Here is a 14366-nt window from a genome sequence, read left to right as displayed (position 1 = left end):
CCCCGCGCCCCCCCGGCCTGCACGCCCCAACCCGGCGCGGGGCGCCCCGCGCCCCCCCTGGGGGGCCCCGGCGTTCCCCCGGCCCACCGGCGGGGCCCCCGCGTGCATTTCAAGCAGGTGCGGTGAGTGACTGGGGCGCCTGGGTGGGGTATCACTGGACGGGTGATGCAGGACGGGGACTTCCTCGGGGGACTTCACTTCGACGGCACCAAGCGCGACGTCGAAGTCGGACCGACGACGGGCATCGTGCGCTACTACCCGGTGCCGCCCGCCCCGCCGGCCCGCACGCCGTGGTGGCGCTACACGCTCGTGTTCGTCCTCGGTTTAGCGGTCGGTACTGCCGTCGGCGTGGTCCTGTGCAGCAATCTTCTCTGAGTCAGTGCAGCTCATCGTCCACTTGAGACGAAGTTGTCCACAGGTGTGGACGGCTCTGTGCACATGTTGTGGATAGCTGTGGACAGCCTGGGGGCACTTCTCCACAACTCACAAAAACGGTCTTGACACAGGAATGAACCTGCGCTCTGCCGGGAACGTCTTAGGTGTGTGATGGCGGTCACGAAGATCGCCACCAGGACGGAAGGGGAGGTGTGCCGTGGAGATCGCAGGAGTCGCGATGCTGGTGCTGTCCCTGGCCGCCGTGCTGATGGTCGTGATCGCCGGATCAGTTCGGCAGCGGGTTGTCTCGGATGCCGAGGAGGGTGCCGGTGAAGGTCTTGGTGGCCTCCGCGTAGCAGATCGCGTAGGTCCAACCCTCTGACCAGCCCTGGGATCCGGGCATCCGCCACGCCGGGAACACGTCGGTGCGCTTGTCCGAACCAAGGTAGTCGTGCACGGCCTTGGTGCACTTGTCCTTGGCGACGGCGCTCATCTGCTCCTTGGACGGCGCCGGGTCGTTGAACTTGCCCAGCGGCACGATGCCGCCCGGCACGGCCTCGGCCATGTGCGGGCTGTTGCAGGCGGCCGGCTTCACGTCAGGGTCCTTCGAAGGCGAGCCGCCGAGGCAGATCTGGAACGTGTTGAAGCTGGAGCCGCCCTTGAGCGCGTCCTTCAGGGAACCCTTGCGCGCCAGGGCTTTTCCTTCGGGGGCGAGTTCGACGACGGTGCACAGCCGCCAGCGCTCCCCCTTCTTCCAGCCCGCCTCGTTCGGCCAGAACGTCCACACCTGCAGCCGCGTCCCGCCTGCGTCCGCGCTGCCGAGGTAGTCGTTGATCACGCCGTAGCACGACGGCAGCGCGGCCTTGCGCAGCGCCGTGGTGTCCGGATAGGTGGAGGGCAGGCCGGTCATCTCGCCGACGCCCATCACCTCGGCGTCGTGGCTCGCGGCGCAGTCGACCGGCTTGAGCTCGGAGGAGTTCATGCACTGCCCGACCTTGGGCAGGGTCGGTGCGTCCGCGGCGGCGGTGGACGGCATCGGTCCTGGAACGGCCTGACCTCCGACCTGAATGGCGCAAGCGCTCAAGCCCAACGCACTCAGGATGATTGCCACCGCCAGCCGCACACGAGTCACACCACAGAGACTAGGGCCTTGACCTGATCGGCGATGTCCCGACGCTGTTTTTCGAACGCCGCGTCCGTCAGCGCGGCCGGGTCGGTGGGCTGGCCGAGCACCGGCGTGTGCAGGTGTCCGCCGAGGACATTCGTTGCGCCGTAACCGATCCGCACGCGGTTGGCCCGGTACATGCTCTCGTTGGAGAGGTAGTCGCCGCCACCACCGGACGCAGCGACTCGGCCCGGCGTCGGGTCGTCCGTGCGGCAGTCCTGCTGGGTGCCGACGACGACCCACTCGCAGAAGCTCCGGTTGAGCTGCACCGGGAACGGGCCGGTGCCCGCGTTGATCATCTTCTGGAACGGCAGCGACGTCTCGATGAACTCGTTCGCGGGCTGCGGCCACCCTGCCGCGTCCGGAACGCTGCCGTACGATTTGACGTCGTTGTTGTCGCCGAATCCGCCACGCCAGCGCGCCGCCCACCGCTCGATGTCGAAGCGGCCCGGCCGACCCTGGCTGATCGTCACGAACGCGTCGGGCTTCTGCTCCAGCGCGGAGCCGTAGAACTGCTCGACGATCCCCTCGTCGAACCCGCCCCACAGCACCGGCAGCACGGCGGCCTGGATCACGACCCTGCCCTGCGGTGTGGTGATCTCACGGCCGTCCAGCTGCAACGCCGCGGCACCCGCCGGGTTGGCGCGCCGCACGTTCGCGCCGGTGAGCTGGAACGGGTCGAAGCCGGTCACGGCGATCTTGCGGACGCCCGGCCTGGCCTGGAACGTCGCGTCGCTCAGCCCGCGCGAGGCCCAGTCGAACTGCTGGATCAGCTGCGCGTGTTCGTGGACCGACAGCGGGAAACGCGGCTTCCACTGGCGCAGCGCGGAGGTCAGCTGCAGGCGAGCCCAGTAGAGCGGCCGGTCGTCATAGGCGTCGTGCGCCAGCGGTTTGGTGCTCTGCGCGCGGGCGACCGCGGCCTTCCACAGCGCGTTTCCCTCACGTGTCACGAACTGCTGCGCCTGCTTCGGCACGATCTGGTGGCACAGCCGCGTGGTGAACTCCCTGACACGGCCGTCGAACCCGGCGAGCCGCACGAGCTCGGGACCGACGGCGGGACCACCGGTCACGAGCGTGTCGTCCAGCCGCTGCTCCTCGACGGTCAGCGGGGCGGTGGTGTCGTAGCAGTTGTCGTCCTGAGCTCGGGCGATGCCCGGCACGACCGCGAGGCCTGCCGCGATGACGAGTCCGGCGATGATTTTCACGCCTTGATCTCTAACGGAAACGGGCCACCCGCCGAAACCGACGGGTGGCCCATGTCGTTAACGGACGCGTCTCAGTGGGCGGCGACCGGCTTCACCCGAGGGTTGTCCTCGTCGACGTGGTAGTCGGACGGGTCCGTCTGGTCCGTGCCGTTGAACACCCTGGCCCGCTTGGCGATCAGCGTGACGATCACCGCGACCAGCAGGTTGACGAGCAGCGCGACGATGCCGACGTAGATCTGCGTCGTCGACGCCCCGAACGGGTGCCAGCCGAGGATCGAGATCTTGCCGAGCGGCAGTGCCGAACCGGCGAAGTGCGCCTTGTTCACGGCAGGGTTGCCGATGTTGTAGAGCAGCCACATGCCGTAGCCCATGCCGGCGACCCAGCCCGCGACCAGGCCGTAGACGTGGAACCAGCGGGTGTAGAGCGCGATCGCGACCGCAGGCAGCGTCTGCAGGATCATCACGCCGCCGATGAGCTGCAGGTCGATCGAGAACTGCGGGTCGACGAACACGATGAACGCCACCGCGCCGAACTTCACGACCAACGACGCGATCTTGGCCTGCTTCGCCTCCTCGGCGGGCGTGGCGTGCTTGCGGATGTACTCCTTGTAGACGTTGCGCGTCCACAGGTTCGCCGCCGCGATCGACATGATCGCCGCCGGCACCAGCGCGCCGATGCCGATGGCCGCGAACGCGACGCCCGCGAACCACGACGGGAAGTTGTGGCCGAAGAGCTCCGGCACGATCGTGTTGGTGTCGGGACGGCCGGTCGCCTGGTTGACGATCGGCTTGGTGCCCGCGCTGACCGCGACGAAGCCCAGCAGTGCCAGCAGACCCAGGACCAGCGAGTACGCCGGCAGCGCCACCATGTTGCGCTTGATGACGTTGCGGCCGCGGCTCGCGAGGATCCCGGTCAGCGAGTGCGGGTACAGGAACAGCGCCAGCGCGCTGCCGAGCGCCAGCGTGGCGTACTGCAGCTGGTTGGTGCCGGTCAGCAGGATGCCGTCGGCCTTGGACGGTGTCGCGTCGAACTTGGCCTGCGCCGTGCCGAAGATGTGGCCCCAGCCGCCGAACTTCGACGGCAGGTAGACGATCGCCACGAGGATGACGACGTAGATCAGGATGTCCTTGACGAACGCGATCAGCGCCGGCGCCCGCAGACCCGACTGGTAGGTGTAGAGCGCGAGGATCACGAACGCGATGAACAGCGGCAGGTGGCCGAGGATGCCGCCGCCGTTGAGGCCCATGCTGCGCAGCACGGCTTCGAGACCGACCAGCTGCAGCGCGATGTACGGCATGGTCGCGACGATGCCGGTGATCGCGATGATCAGCGCCAGCCAGTGCGAGCCGTAGCGGCCCTTCACGAAGTCCGCCGGCGTGACGTAGCCGTGCACGCGGCTGACCGACCACATGCGCACCAACGGCAGGAACACGATCGGATACAGGATCACCGTGTACGGCAGGGCGTAGAAGCCGAGCGCGCCCGCACCGAACATCAGCGCCGGCACCGCCACGAACGTGTAGGCGGTGTAGAGGTCACCGCCGACCAGGAACCACGTGATCCAGCTGCCGAACTTCCGGCCGCCGAGGCCCCACTCGTCGAGGTGGTCGAGGGTCGCGCCCTTCTGCCACCGCGCCGCCACGAAGCCCATGACCGTGACGAGCAGGAAGAGGACGCTGAAAACGATCAGCTCGGTCCACTGCATCAGTTCGCTCCCTCGTCCAGGTCGTCGACACCCAGCTTGTCCGGCTTGCCGGTGACGACCGGCTGGTCCTTGGTCTTGACGTAGACCAGGCCGACGCAGAGCACGCCGAGCGGCACGAACGCGAACTGGTACCAGTAGAAGAACGGCAGCCCGAAGAGGCGAGGCTCGTCCATGTTGAACCACGGCGTGATGAGCATGAGCAGCGGAACTATCAGCAGCAGGTTCCAGTTGCTCCAGCGCAGGCCGGTCTTGGGATCCGACGGCATGGTGGCCCTCCGTGTACGCGGTGTTGCGCGGATGTTAGGCCTGATGAGACGTGTCGTCAGCTTCGTGATCGGAATCGTTGCACTCCGCTTAACAGTCCCTTAGGGCTGCGCGGCGTCCAGGCGGGCGACGAGGTCCTCCTCGGCCGCGTCGAAGTACTCGGCCAGCTGATCGACCGCTTGTTGAACGCCTCCATTGTTCAACAATTCCACAATCCTGCGATTCCACGGCAGGTACGCCTGGTGGAAGTCGTTGATCTCCTGAGCCACTCGGAAGGCCAGCATGAGTTCTGCGAAGAGGCGGTCCGACTCGTCGCTCAGCCGGGTGCTGCCCGCGAGCCCGACGATGCCGCGGTGGAACTGGATGTTCGCCTGGCCGGCCTTGGTCCAGTCGTTCTTCTCGGCCCTGGCGACAGCTTGCCGGACCGGCGCCCGCACGGCCTCGCGCTGGGCGTCGGTGACGTCGTTCCACAGCCTGAGGGCACCGCACTCGATCACCCTGCGCGCGGCGTAGAGATCGCGCACGTCGTCGCCGGTGGGCCTGCGGACGAAGACGCCGCGGCTGTGTTCGTGCACCAGCAGCCGGTCGCGCGTGAGCAGCCGGAACGCCTCGCGCAGCGTGTTGCGGCTGACGCCGAGCGCGCCGCCGATGGCCTCTTCGCTCAGGCGCAGGCCCGGCGCCAGCTCGCCGTCGAGCACCCGCTCGCGCAGCATGTCCGCGACTTTCTGCGCGGTGCTCGCGCGCTCCAGCTCGGCCTTGCCCTGCGCCAGCGTCGACACCCACGTCTCCGTCACCTGCCAAGTCTATTTGCAGGATCGTTCGATTGCACTATCGTCAAATCGTTCAACAATCCCACAATCCAACGATACTGCAGACGTGGGGGGACGGCCATGGACCTGAACGCGGACCTCGGCGAGGGCTTCGGCCACTGGACCTTGGGCGACGACAGCGCCGTGCTGAAGGTGGTGACCAGCGCAAACGTCGCCTGCGGCTACCACGCGGGCGACGCCGACACGATGCGCGCGGTCTGCACCCAAGCCGCCGAGGCAGGCGTGGCGGTAGGCGCCCACGTCGGCTACAACGACCTGGCAGGCTTCGGCCGCCGCTTCGTCGACGTGGCACCGGACACCCTGACCAACGAGGTCCTGGCCCAGCTGGGAGCCCTCCAGGCCTTCGCCCGCGCCGCCGGCACACGGGTGTCCTACGTGAAGCCGCACGGCGCCCTCTACAACACCCTGGTGCGCCACGAGGCCCAGGCAGACGCCGTGGTGGACGCCGTCCGCCTGTTCGACCCAACCCTCGCCGTACTGGGCCCACCCGGCGCCGTGTGGCTGAAGCGGGCCTCAGTGGCCGGCCTGCGCGTGTGGCACGAGGCCTTCGCCGACCGCGCCTACACCGCCACCGGAACCCTGGTCCCGCGCAACGAACCAGGAGCCGTGCTCCGCGACCCGGCGGAAATCGCGGCAAGGTGCGTCCAACTGGCAACCGAGGGCTGGGTGCGCACCACCAACGGCCGCCCGGTGCACATCGCCGCCGACTCGATCTGCGTCCACGGCGACACCCCGAACGCCGCAGAGATCGCCAAAACCGTCCGCAAGGCCCTGGAGTCAGCCGGCGTCGCGGTGTCCCGCGTGGACTCCCCACTCCGCCACACCCGCCGCGCCATCTGACAAGAACTGTCAGACCCGCTCGCTACGTTGGGTCGCGGGGGACCCAAAACCCGAGGGGACCCCTGCGCCAGCGCGCTCACCACCCGCAGCGCGGCCTCCCACCAGCCAAGCCTCGCCGCGACCTCGGCGCGCCGCCCGCACCAGTGCCGCGACTACGCCAGTCCGGCGACGTTGCCCAGTCCGGCGACGCCGTCCAACTCAGCGCGCCGCCCCTCCATCGGCCGACGTGGCCGTCCAGCTCAGCGCGCCGCCCGCACCAACGCCGCCGCCCCCACCAGCCCGGCCTCGCCACCCAACTGGGCAGCCCGAACCTCCAGCCCGGCCAGGTAGGACAACCCGGCGTGGGTCTTCAACGCCCGCCGCACCGGCTCGAACAGCAGCTCCCCGGCCTGCGCCACCCCGCCCCCGATGACCGCCAGCTCCAGGTCGCACACCGCGGCCGCCCCGGCGATGGCGATCCCGACCGCCTGACCGGCCCGTTCGAACGCCTCCAGCGGGATCTCCTCGCCGGCCAGCGCCGCCGCGGCCAGCAGGGCCGCGTCCGCGTCGTCGGGTGCCTGCCAGCCTGCGCGGCGGGCCCAGGCCACCATCCGCGGTCCGCCTGCCACGGTTTCGGCGCACCCGCGCCCGCCACACGTGCAGGGTTCTCCGTCGGGCTCGACGACGATGTGGCCGATGTGCCCGGCGTTGCCGGTCCGCCCGCCGAACGGCCGCCCGTCGAACACCAGTCCGCCACCGACACCGGTCGACACGACCAGACCGACCATGAACGTGCTGCCCTGCCCGGCGCCGCGCCGGTGCTCGCCGAGGGCCATGCACACGCCGTCGCCGGCCAGCTCGACCGGCACGCCGGGGACCAGCGACGACACCGCTGACCGCAGCGGGAAGGCCTGCCACGAGGGCACGTTGATCGGCGAAACGGTGCCGGCGACGGTGTCCACCGGTCCTGCCGAGGCGATGCCGACACCGGCCACCGCGGCGTCGCCGACCACCGACGACACCACGGAGACGACCGCGTCCCAGGGGTCGACGGCGGGCGTCGGCACTCGCGACGACCGCACCACGCGACCCGCGGGGTCCACCAGGGCGGCAGCGATCTTGGTGCCGCCGAAGTCCAGTGCCAGCACCAGATCAGTCACGGTGAGCCATGCTAACCAGCGACTTCCAGTCTGATCACCGGAGTGGTGCGCACGAGCTCCCCGGCCGCCACCTTCACCACGGCGGGCCACGACCCGGCAGTGGCCCACGTCGGCGCGGACACCGTGAAGTCGAGCGCCATCCGGCCCTGAGCGGGCAACACGCCGGATACGCAGAACGGCCCGACCAACTCCCACGTCTCGCGCGGCGACAACACCCAGGCCTGCACCGGCAGGTCCCCGTGCGCGCCAGAGGCCAGCACCACCCGCAGCACCGACGACGAACCCGGCGCCACCGACACCAGGGAAGGCGACGAAGCCACCCACAGCACCTCGACGGGGTCCTCGAAGTCCCACTCCGGCACGGTCAGCAGCACCACGTCGCAGACCTCGAACGGCAGCCCCTCCAGGATCGCCCGCACCGGGTAGCAGCCGGGCGTCCGCGGGCCCTCCAGCCGCACCTCCGCCTCGACGTACCCGCCGGCCGGCAGCGACACCGGCAGCGAGTCCCACGACGCCGACCACCCGTCCGGCAGCGCCAGCCGCACGACGCCCTCGAACTCCGGCCCGTCCGACATCGCCACCACCCGCAACCGGGTCGGGCTGAGCACGTCCAGGTGCACGTTCGCCGCCAGCCCGCCCAACGGGGCCGGCTCGTGCAGCCAGTACCGCGCGTACACGGGCGTGACGGCGGGCGAAACAGGCCCGAGCGGCGGTCCGGCCACTGCCAGCCGCGCCTTGACCGAGGGCAGCGAACCCTCCGCGGGCGAACGCGAGCCGAGCACTCCCACCAGCCGCGACGGGCCCAGGTGGTCGACCTCGTGCCACAGCGTGAAGGTCGACGACCCGACCATCTTCTCGCCGACCTCGCTGTGCCAGACGGTCACCGGGCCGGTCAGCCGAGGAGGTTCCAGGGCCGGGCCGTCGACGGCGACCAGTGACGCGATCGGGTCGTACGACAGGACGTGATGAGTGGACGCGATCTCGTTGCCGTATCCGCGCTTCCACCCGTGGTCGGCGTCGTCCTCGACCAGCGAACAGGTCCGCCACCCGCACGCCGGCACGTCCCTGGCCAGGAACGTCACGGTGACCCCGTCGACCAACGTCGGCAGAGGCGAGCCGTCATAGGACACATGCACGTTCCGCGGAGCGGGCAGGTGCACGGAGACGATGTCGGTGCACGGCACGCTCAGCGGGTTCCACACGACGACCGACGAGTCCACAGTGGACGTCAACGCGGCGAGCGACCGCGCGATGACGTCCGAGTGCAGGTCGAAAGCCTCACGCGGATGTGCAACTGCGGCCCGTTCGAGAGCAGCGGTCGGATAGGCCGCGCCGGTCAGCCGAGACGCGTGCGATGCGAACACCGCCGCCGGCGAGTCATCGATGGGAGGCAGCGGCACCGGTACAGACCCGCGCACGTAGTAGTCACGCGGCAACGAGCAGATGATCCGCGGCCACGTGTAGCGCCGGTTCCAGTCGTGGTGGATCGGGGTCATCCACGGCGAGGGCATCGACCGCGGCGGTCCGACCGGCAGCATCACGTGCGGCGAGGACGCGGCGGGCCGCAGCGCCAGGAACGACGAGTAGACCGCCCGCTCGGCCTCGTCCAGCGAGGACGCCGCCAACTCCGTCCCGGACGGCAGCGAGGACAGCACCGGCGTCACACCGACCACATTGGACGGAGAGCCGACGACCTCGACGCGGCCCTCGGAGATCAGCCGCAGCAGCAACGACCGGTGCTTCGGGAACGTGTCCCAGTACGGCTGCAGCAGTTCCACGGACGTCACCGCGAACCGGTAGGCCGGATCGGTCAGCGCCAGGTCCAGGTGTGCCCGCAGCACCGGGAACGGCGCATCCGCCGCCACGTGCCCGACGAGGTGCACCGTCCACCCGGGCGAGCCCACGACCAGTGAAAACGTGCAGGAATCCTCACCGGCGGCCGACCGCACGACGGCCTGCGCGGGCACCACGGCGCCGGGGGAGTGCTCGGAGACGTCGACCGGGACCTCGTAACCGAACGGTCCGGGAACCAGCGCGCCGCCGTGCCGCGGCGAGTGCAGGCCGGGGCCGGAGACGTGCGCGTGCACCGGTCCCGCCAACGTGGGCGAGCTCACCCGCACCACCTGCAGCAGCGCGGTCCGAGGCCCGACGAAGAGCTCGGTGGACTCGGCGGCGATCACCCGACGATCGCACCATCGTTCATCAGCAGACGAAATACCCCGATGGTGGCGAAGTGCGGCGGCCGCCGCACTATCGTTTCAACGTTCGTGTCATGCCCGCGGCGACCGTGGTCGCCAGGATCCAGCCCGTCACGATCAGCCCGGAGGCGATCCACTGCGACGCGCCGGGCGTCTGCCAGCGGTTCTTGTTGCCGAAGTCGACGATCGGCACCACCAGGTCGATCGTGTAGAGCCATGCGTTCCACGGCAGGTGGTCCTGTTCGTTGATCGGGACCAGCGGCCCCTTGTACGCGAACCACATGCTGCCCACGATCCACGCCGTGATCAGCCACCCCAGAGCGCGCGCCGGGCGGTAGCCGTAGCCGACCATCGAGCGCTGCAGGAAGCTCCACACCAGCACCAGCGGGCCGAAGAACCGCATGCCCTCGGCGACCGCGCGGTACCGCAGCCGCTGCTTCTCGATCAGCACCGTGGACGCGTGTTCCTCGTTGCCCGCCGCGGTCAGCATCTCGGCGAACTGGTCGTACGGGCGCGGCCGGTAGCTGCGGCGCATCGCGTGCCGCAGCCAGCGCAGCCGTTGCTGGACCTGGGCGTCGTCGCGCAGGTCGATCGGGTAGGCGAGCGAGTCGTAGCGGAAGTCGTCGAGGTCGATGAACCCGGTGGCGTTCCAGAAGTTCTCGTTGTCGTCCAACGACGTGCAACGCGCCTGCCGCAGCGTCACCAGGCCCTTCGGCGGTGACACGACGTTCAGCATCAGTTCCTGGACCTGCATGCCCATGGCGTTGAGCGCGTGGCTGTCGAACTTGTAGCCGAGCACCGCGCCGTTGAAGTTCGCCATGCGGCCGATGGTCGCGCGCCGGCACCGCACGCCGCCGTGCGCGACGAACTCCTTCTCGCCGCGGGCGCAGATGAGGTCGCGGCCGATCGTGGCGCCGCCGATGTCGAGCGACGGCTTCTCGCGCGGCTGGTGGCGGTACTTGCCCGGCTTGATCAGGCGGCTGCCGCGCAGGTCGAGGTTCGCGCCGACGGTGATGCCGCGCAGCTCCAGACCGCCGGAGATCTCCGACTCGCGCACCACGAAGTTGCTGCCGATCTGCGAGCGGTTGGTCAGCAGGGCGTCCGCGGCCGGATTGTCCACAGTGGCCCGCTCGAGGGTGATGCTGCCGCGCACGCGCGTGTCGACCATGCGCAGCTGGCCCTTGATCCGCACGCCGCGCCCGACGATGTCTCCGCTGATCTCCGCGCCGTCGACGTGCAGCGCCCGGCCGGAACCCGTCGGGTCGGTGCCCACCGAGGGCGGCGACACGGCGTCCAGCACGGCGTCGGCCACTGACAACGTGCCGCCGATGCGCACGTTCACGGCGCGGACCGTGCCCGCGCTGGTGAAGCCGCGGTCGAGCTCCAGGTCGCCGGAGACGTCGGCGCGGTCCAGGATCAGCGTCGCGGACGGGTCGGCGTGCGGGTCGGTGGTGTCCTCGAACTCCGAGCCGCGCGAGAGCATCGCGCCGCGCAGCGACAGCGCCGAGCTGATCCGCGCGTTGGCCAGGAACACCACGCCGTGCGAGGTGAACGCGCCGAGCAGGTTGCCACCGACCTGCATGCCGTTGCCGTTCAACGAGAAGCCGTCGGCGTTCTCCAGCACCGCGCCGCTGAGGTTGACGTTGCCCCCGATGCGCGCGCCCGCGAGCCGCATCTCGCCCTCGGTGTGGATGCCGAACGCGAGCAGCGCACCCGCCACGGTCAGCCGGTCGCCGTGCAGGCACAACCCGCCGGGAACGCTGAACTTGCTGTCCCGCAGCAGAACCGAGCCGGCGATCTCGGCGTCCGTCAGGTCGACGAGGTGGGTGACCCGGCAGTTGAGCAGCGAGACGTCGTTGCTGCTGCTGAGGTTGCGCGCTTCGAGCCCCGGCAGGTCGCAGTCGGTGAACGAGATGCCGGCGAGGTTCGCCTGCCGCAGGTCCGGTGCCGCCTCGAACTGGCAGCGCTCGAACTCGAGCACGTACGGCACCTCGACCGCGCGCAGGTCGAGCACACCGGTGACCACCCGGTCCGCCACGTGGATGACGGGCGGGGTGCTCGGCCTGCGCCGAGGCAACCGCCACCCGCCACCACCTGTGTTGTCGTTCTCCCCCAACAGTCCTCGCACCACGTCCGCCGCGGCGACCCTCCCCCTGGCCACGTGGCTAGTCCGGGTCGCTCGGACCGTGGTGCGTCGGGTCGAGCACGCGCGCCAGGAACGACCTGGTGCGCTCCTCCTGCGGGTTGCCGATCACCTCGGCCGCCGGGCCCTCCTCGACGATGTAGCCGCCGTCCATGAAGATCACCTTGTCGGCGACCTCGCGGGCGAACTGCATCTCGTGCGTGACGACCAGCATCGTCATGCCCTCGTCGGCGAGCTGGCGCATCACGCCGAGCACGTCACCGACGAGCTCCGGGTCGAGCGCCGAGGTCGGCTCGTCGAACAGCATCACCTCGGGGTCCATCGACAGCGCGCGGGCGATCGCGACGCGCTGCTGCTGGCCACCCGAGAGCTGCGCCGGCATCGCGTTCGCCTTCTCGCTCAGGCCCACCCGCTCCAGGTTGCGCAGCGCGACCTCCTGCGCCTCCTTCTCGCTGCGCTTGAGCACCTTGCGCTGCGCCACGGTGAGGTTGTTCAGCACCGTCAGATGCGCGAACAGGTTGAAGGACTGGAAGACCATGCCGATCTTCGTGCGGGCCAGGTCGATGTCGACGTCGGGGTCGGTGAGCTCGACGCCGTTGACGACGACCCGGCCGCCGTTCGGCTCCTCCAGCAGGTTCACGCACCGCAGCAACGTCGACTTTCCTGAACCGGACGGCCCGATGATGCAGACCACGTCACCGCGGTTGACCGTCAGTTCGATGCCCTTGAGGACGTCCAGCGTGCCGAACGACTTCTTCAGACCGGTGATCTCGACGCAGATCTCGCTCATACGACGGACACCTTCTTTCCGCCGGTGCGGCGCTCGAGGTACCGCGACAGATAACCGAGCGGCAGCGTGATGATCAGGTAGGACAGACCGACGACCAGGATCGGGGTCAGCGTGGGGCTGCGGCTGAGGAACTCGCGGCCGAACTTGGTGAGCTCGTACTCGTCACGCGCCAGACCGATGATGTAGACGAGCGACGAGTCCTTGGTGAGCAGGATCAGCTCGTTGGTGAGCGGCGGCAGGATGATCCGGAACGCCTGCGGAATCACGATGGTGATCATCGCGCGGCCCTGGGACATGCCCAGCGATCGCGCCGCCTCGACCTGCCCCTTGGGCACCGCCTGGATTCCGGCGCGGATCGTCTCGGCCATGTAGGCCGCGCCCACGAGACCGAGCGCCAGCATCACCGTGGAGTAGATGTCGAACTTGATCTTGAACGCGAGCGGCACCGCGACCGTGAACGCGAGGAACACGAGAAGGGCAGGCACACCGCGGAAGAACTCGATGTAGCCGGTGGCGATCCACCGGTACGGCGCCACCGAGGAGAGCTTCATCAGCGCGAGCAGCAGACCGAGCAGCAGGCCGAGAGCGAAGCCGAAGATGGTGTAGACGATCGTGTTCTTCAGCGACACCGTGACGAGCTCCGGCAGCATCTGCCCGGCGGTCGGCAGGTCGAAGAACGTGTGGACGATCTCTGACCAGTTCGCGGTGAAGGCGATCACCAGTGCGATCAACAGCAGCAGACCGTACTGCGCGTACCTGAAGTACGTGGCGCGCTTTCGCTTGGACAGCGCCATGTGTGGCTCCTAGCAGGTCGGTTCGGACGTGCGACGGGGTCGGCAGCACGTCTGCCGACCCCGTTGGAAACCGCTTACTTCGAAGACGGCTTCTTGCCGAACCACTTCTCGTAGATCTCGTCGTACTTCCCGTTGCTCTTGGCGTCCTTCAGCACCGCGTTGATGGTGTCGAGCAGCGCCTTGTTGCCCTTCTTGACACCGATGCCGTACTTGTCGCCGGTCGGGAACTCCGTGGTCACCTCGGTGTCCGGGAACGTCTTGGCGTACTTGTACAGCGGGCCGTTGTCGTTGATCGCGGCGTCGATCGCGCCGGTGCGGACCGCGGTCTCCTGCAGCGTCAGGTCCTCGAACTGGACGACCTCGTAGCCGTACTTCGCCTTGTTGTCGTTGGCGTAGATCTCGCCGGTCGTGGCCTGCTGCACGCCGATCTTCTTGCCCTTCAGCGCGGCGAGGTCCTTGGTCCCGGTGCCCTTCTTGACCAGCAGCGCCTGCTCGGCGTCGAAGTACGGGTCGGAGAAGTCGATCGCCTTCTTGCGGTCGTCGGTGATCGTCATCGCGGCCGCCGCGAGGTCGCAGTCACCGACGTTGAGGCTCTGGCCGTTCTGGATGCCCTCGAACGCCGTGTCGAGGATCTCCTGCTTCACGTTGAGCTTCTTGGCGACGAGGTCCACCAGATCCACGTCGAAGCCAACGGTCTTGTCACCCTCGCTGAACTGGAAGGGTTCGTAGGACAGGTGGGTGCAGGTGATCAGCTTGCCTTCCTTGACCAGCTTCACCCCGCTGTCCCCGCTGCCACTGCCGGTGTCAGTGCTCGTCGCACAGCCGGCCAGCGCAAGGGCGGCTGCGGGCAGTAGGGCGAGCACGTGCCTGGATCGACGAGCCACTGCGTCACTCCTCGTAACTGTCGCGGACGAGTG

12 protein-coding genes and 1 pseudogene are annotated in these 14366 nt (G+C 69.0%); 2 read left to right on the top strand and 11 right to left on the bottom strand.

What is annotated here, in order from left to right; all coding sequences use genetic code 11:
* Positions 1-162: 162 nt before the first annotated feature.
* The gene (locus ABZV40_RS10555) at positions 163-375 is read left to right on the top strand and encodes a hypothetical protein (protein ID WP_355438318.1); all 213 of its coding nucleotides are present in this window, start codon (positions 163-165) and stop codon (positions 373-375) included.
* A gap of 286 nt (positions 376-661) precedes the next feature.
* On the opposite strand, the pseudogene ABZV40_RS10550 reads toward ABZV40_RS10555, so the two are convergent.
* The 5 genes and pseudogenes from ABZV40_RS10550 to ABZV40_RS10530 all read right to left on the bottom strand — a co-directional run.
* Positions 662-1615, bottom strand: a pseudogene (locus ABZV40_RS10550) (septum formation family protein); the annotation flags it as partial.
* On the bottom strand, positions 1504-2745 hold the full coding sequence (locus ABZV40_RS10545) for a hypothetical protein (RefSeq protein ID WP_355438316.1): 1242 nt from the start codon (positions 2743-2745) through the stop codon (positions 1504-1506). The gene ABZV40_RS10545 and the pseudogene ABZV40_RS10550, both read right to left, overlap by 112 nt.
* A 71-nt stretch (positions 2746-2816) precedes the next feature.
* Positions 2817-4451, bottom strand: coding sequence for a monocarboxylate uptake permease MctP (mctP, locus tag ABZV40_RS10540; protein ID WP_355438314.1), 1635 nt, complete (start codon positions 4449-4451; stop codon positions 2817-2819).
* Positions 4451-4717, bottom strand: a complete 267-nt coding sequence (locus ABZV40_RS10535; protein ID WP_355438313.1) for a DUF3311 domain-containing protein — start codon at positions 4715-4717, stop codon at positions 4451-4453. The genes mctP and ABZV40_RS10535 overlap by 1 nt, the downstream gene beginning before the upstream one ends.
* Before the next feature lie 99 nt (positions 4718-4816).
* Entirely contained in the window at positions 4817-5509 is a 693-nt protein-coding gene (locus tag ABZV40_RS10530; protein WP_355438311.1) for a GntR family transcriptional regulator, read from the bottom strand.
* A 96-nt stretch (positions 5510-5605) separates the two neighbouring features.
* Between ABZV40_RS10530 and ABZV40_RS10525 the strand changes: the two genes are divergently transcribed.
* On the top strand, positions 5606-6385 hold the full coding sequence (locus ABZV40_RS10525; RefSeq protein ID WP_355438309.1) for a 5-oxoprolinase subunit PxpA: 780 nt from the start codon (positions 5606-5608) through the stop codon (positions 6383-6385).
* Between the two features lie 239 nt (positions 6386-6624).
* Here the strand turns inward: ABZV40_RS10525 and ABZV40_RS10520 are convergent, their stop codons facing one another.
* From ABZV40_RS10520 to ABZV40_RS10495, 6 genes are all read right to left on the bottom strand, one after another.
* Complete coding sequence (locus tag ABZV40_RS10520) at positions 6625-7524, bottom strand: ROK family protein (protein WP_355438307.1); 900 nt, start codon at positions 7522-7524, stop codon at positions 6625-6627.
* Positions 7525-7535: 11 nt separating this feature from the next.
* Positions 7536-9704: a hypothetical protein gene (locus tag ABZV40_RS10515; RefSeq protein ID WP_355438305.1), complete on the bottom strand. Its 2169-nt coding sequence runs from the start codon at positions 9702-9704 to the stop codon at positions 7536-7538.
* A gap of 70 nt (positions 9705-9774) precedes the next feature.
* On the bottom strand, positions 9775-11883 hold the full coding sequence (locus ABZV40_RS10510; RefSeq protein ID WP_355438303.1) for a hypothetical protein: 2109 nt from the start codon (positions 11881-11883) through the stop codon (positions 9775-9777).
* A 4-nt stretch (positions 11884-11887) separates the two neighbouring features.
* Entirely contained in the window at positions 11888-12655 is a 768-nt protein-coding gene (locus ABZV40_RS10505; RefSeq protein WP_355438301.1) for an amino acid ABC transporter ATP-binding protein, read from the bottom strand.
* A complete protein-coding gene (locus tag ABZV40_RS10500; protein WP_355438299.1) occupies positions 12652-13449 on the bottom strand; it encodes an amino acid ABC transporter permease in 798 nt (265 codons plus the stop codon). Before ABZV40_RS10500 ends, ABZV40_RS10505 begins: the two co-directional genes overlap by 4 nt.
* A gap of 74 nt (positions 13450-13523) precedes the next feature.
* The gene (locus ABZV40_RS10495) at positions 13524-14333 is read right to left on the bottom strand and encodes a transporter substrate-binding domain-containing protein (protein ID WP_355438297.1); all 810 of its coding nucleotides are present in this window, start codon (positions 14331-14333) and stop codon (positions 13524-13526) included.
* Positions 14334-14366 lie beyond the last annotated feature (33 nt).

The sequence above is a fragment of the Lentzea sp. NPDC004782 genome, from assembly GCF_040609115.1.
In the GTDB taxonomy this organism is placed as follows: domain Bacteria; phylum Actinomycetota; class Actinomycetes; order Mycobacteriales; family Pseudonocardiaceae; genus Lentzea.
This window is presented reverse-complemented; position numbering and strand designations above follow the sequence as displayed.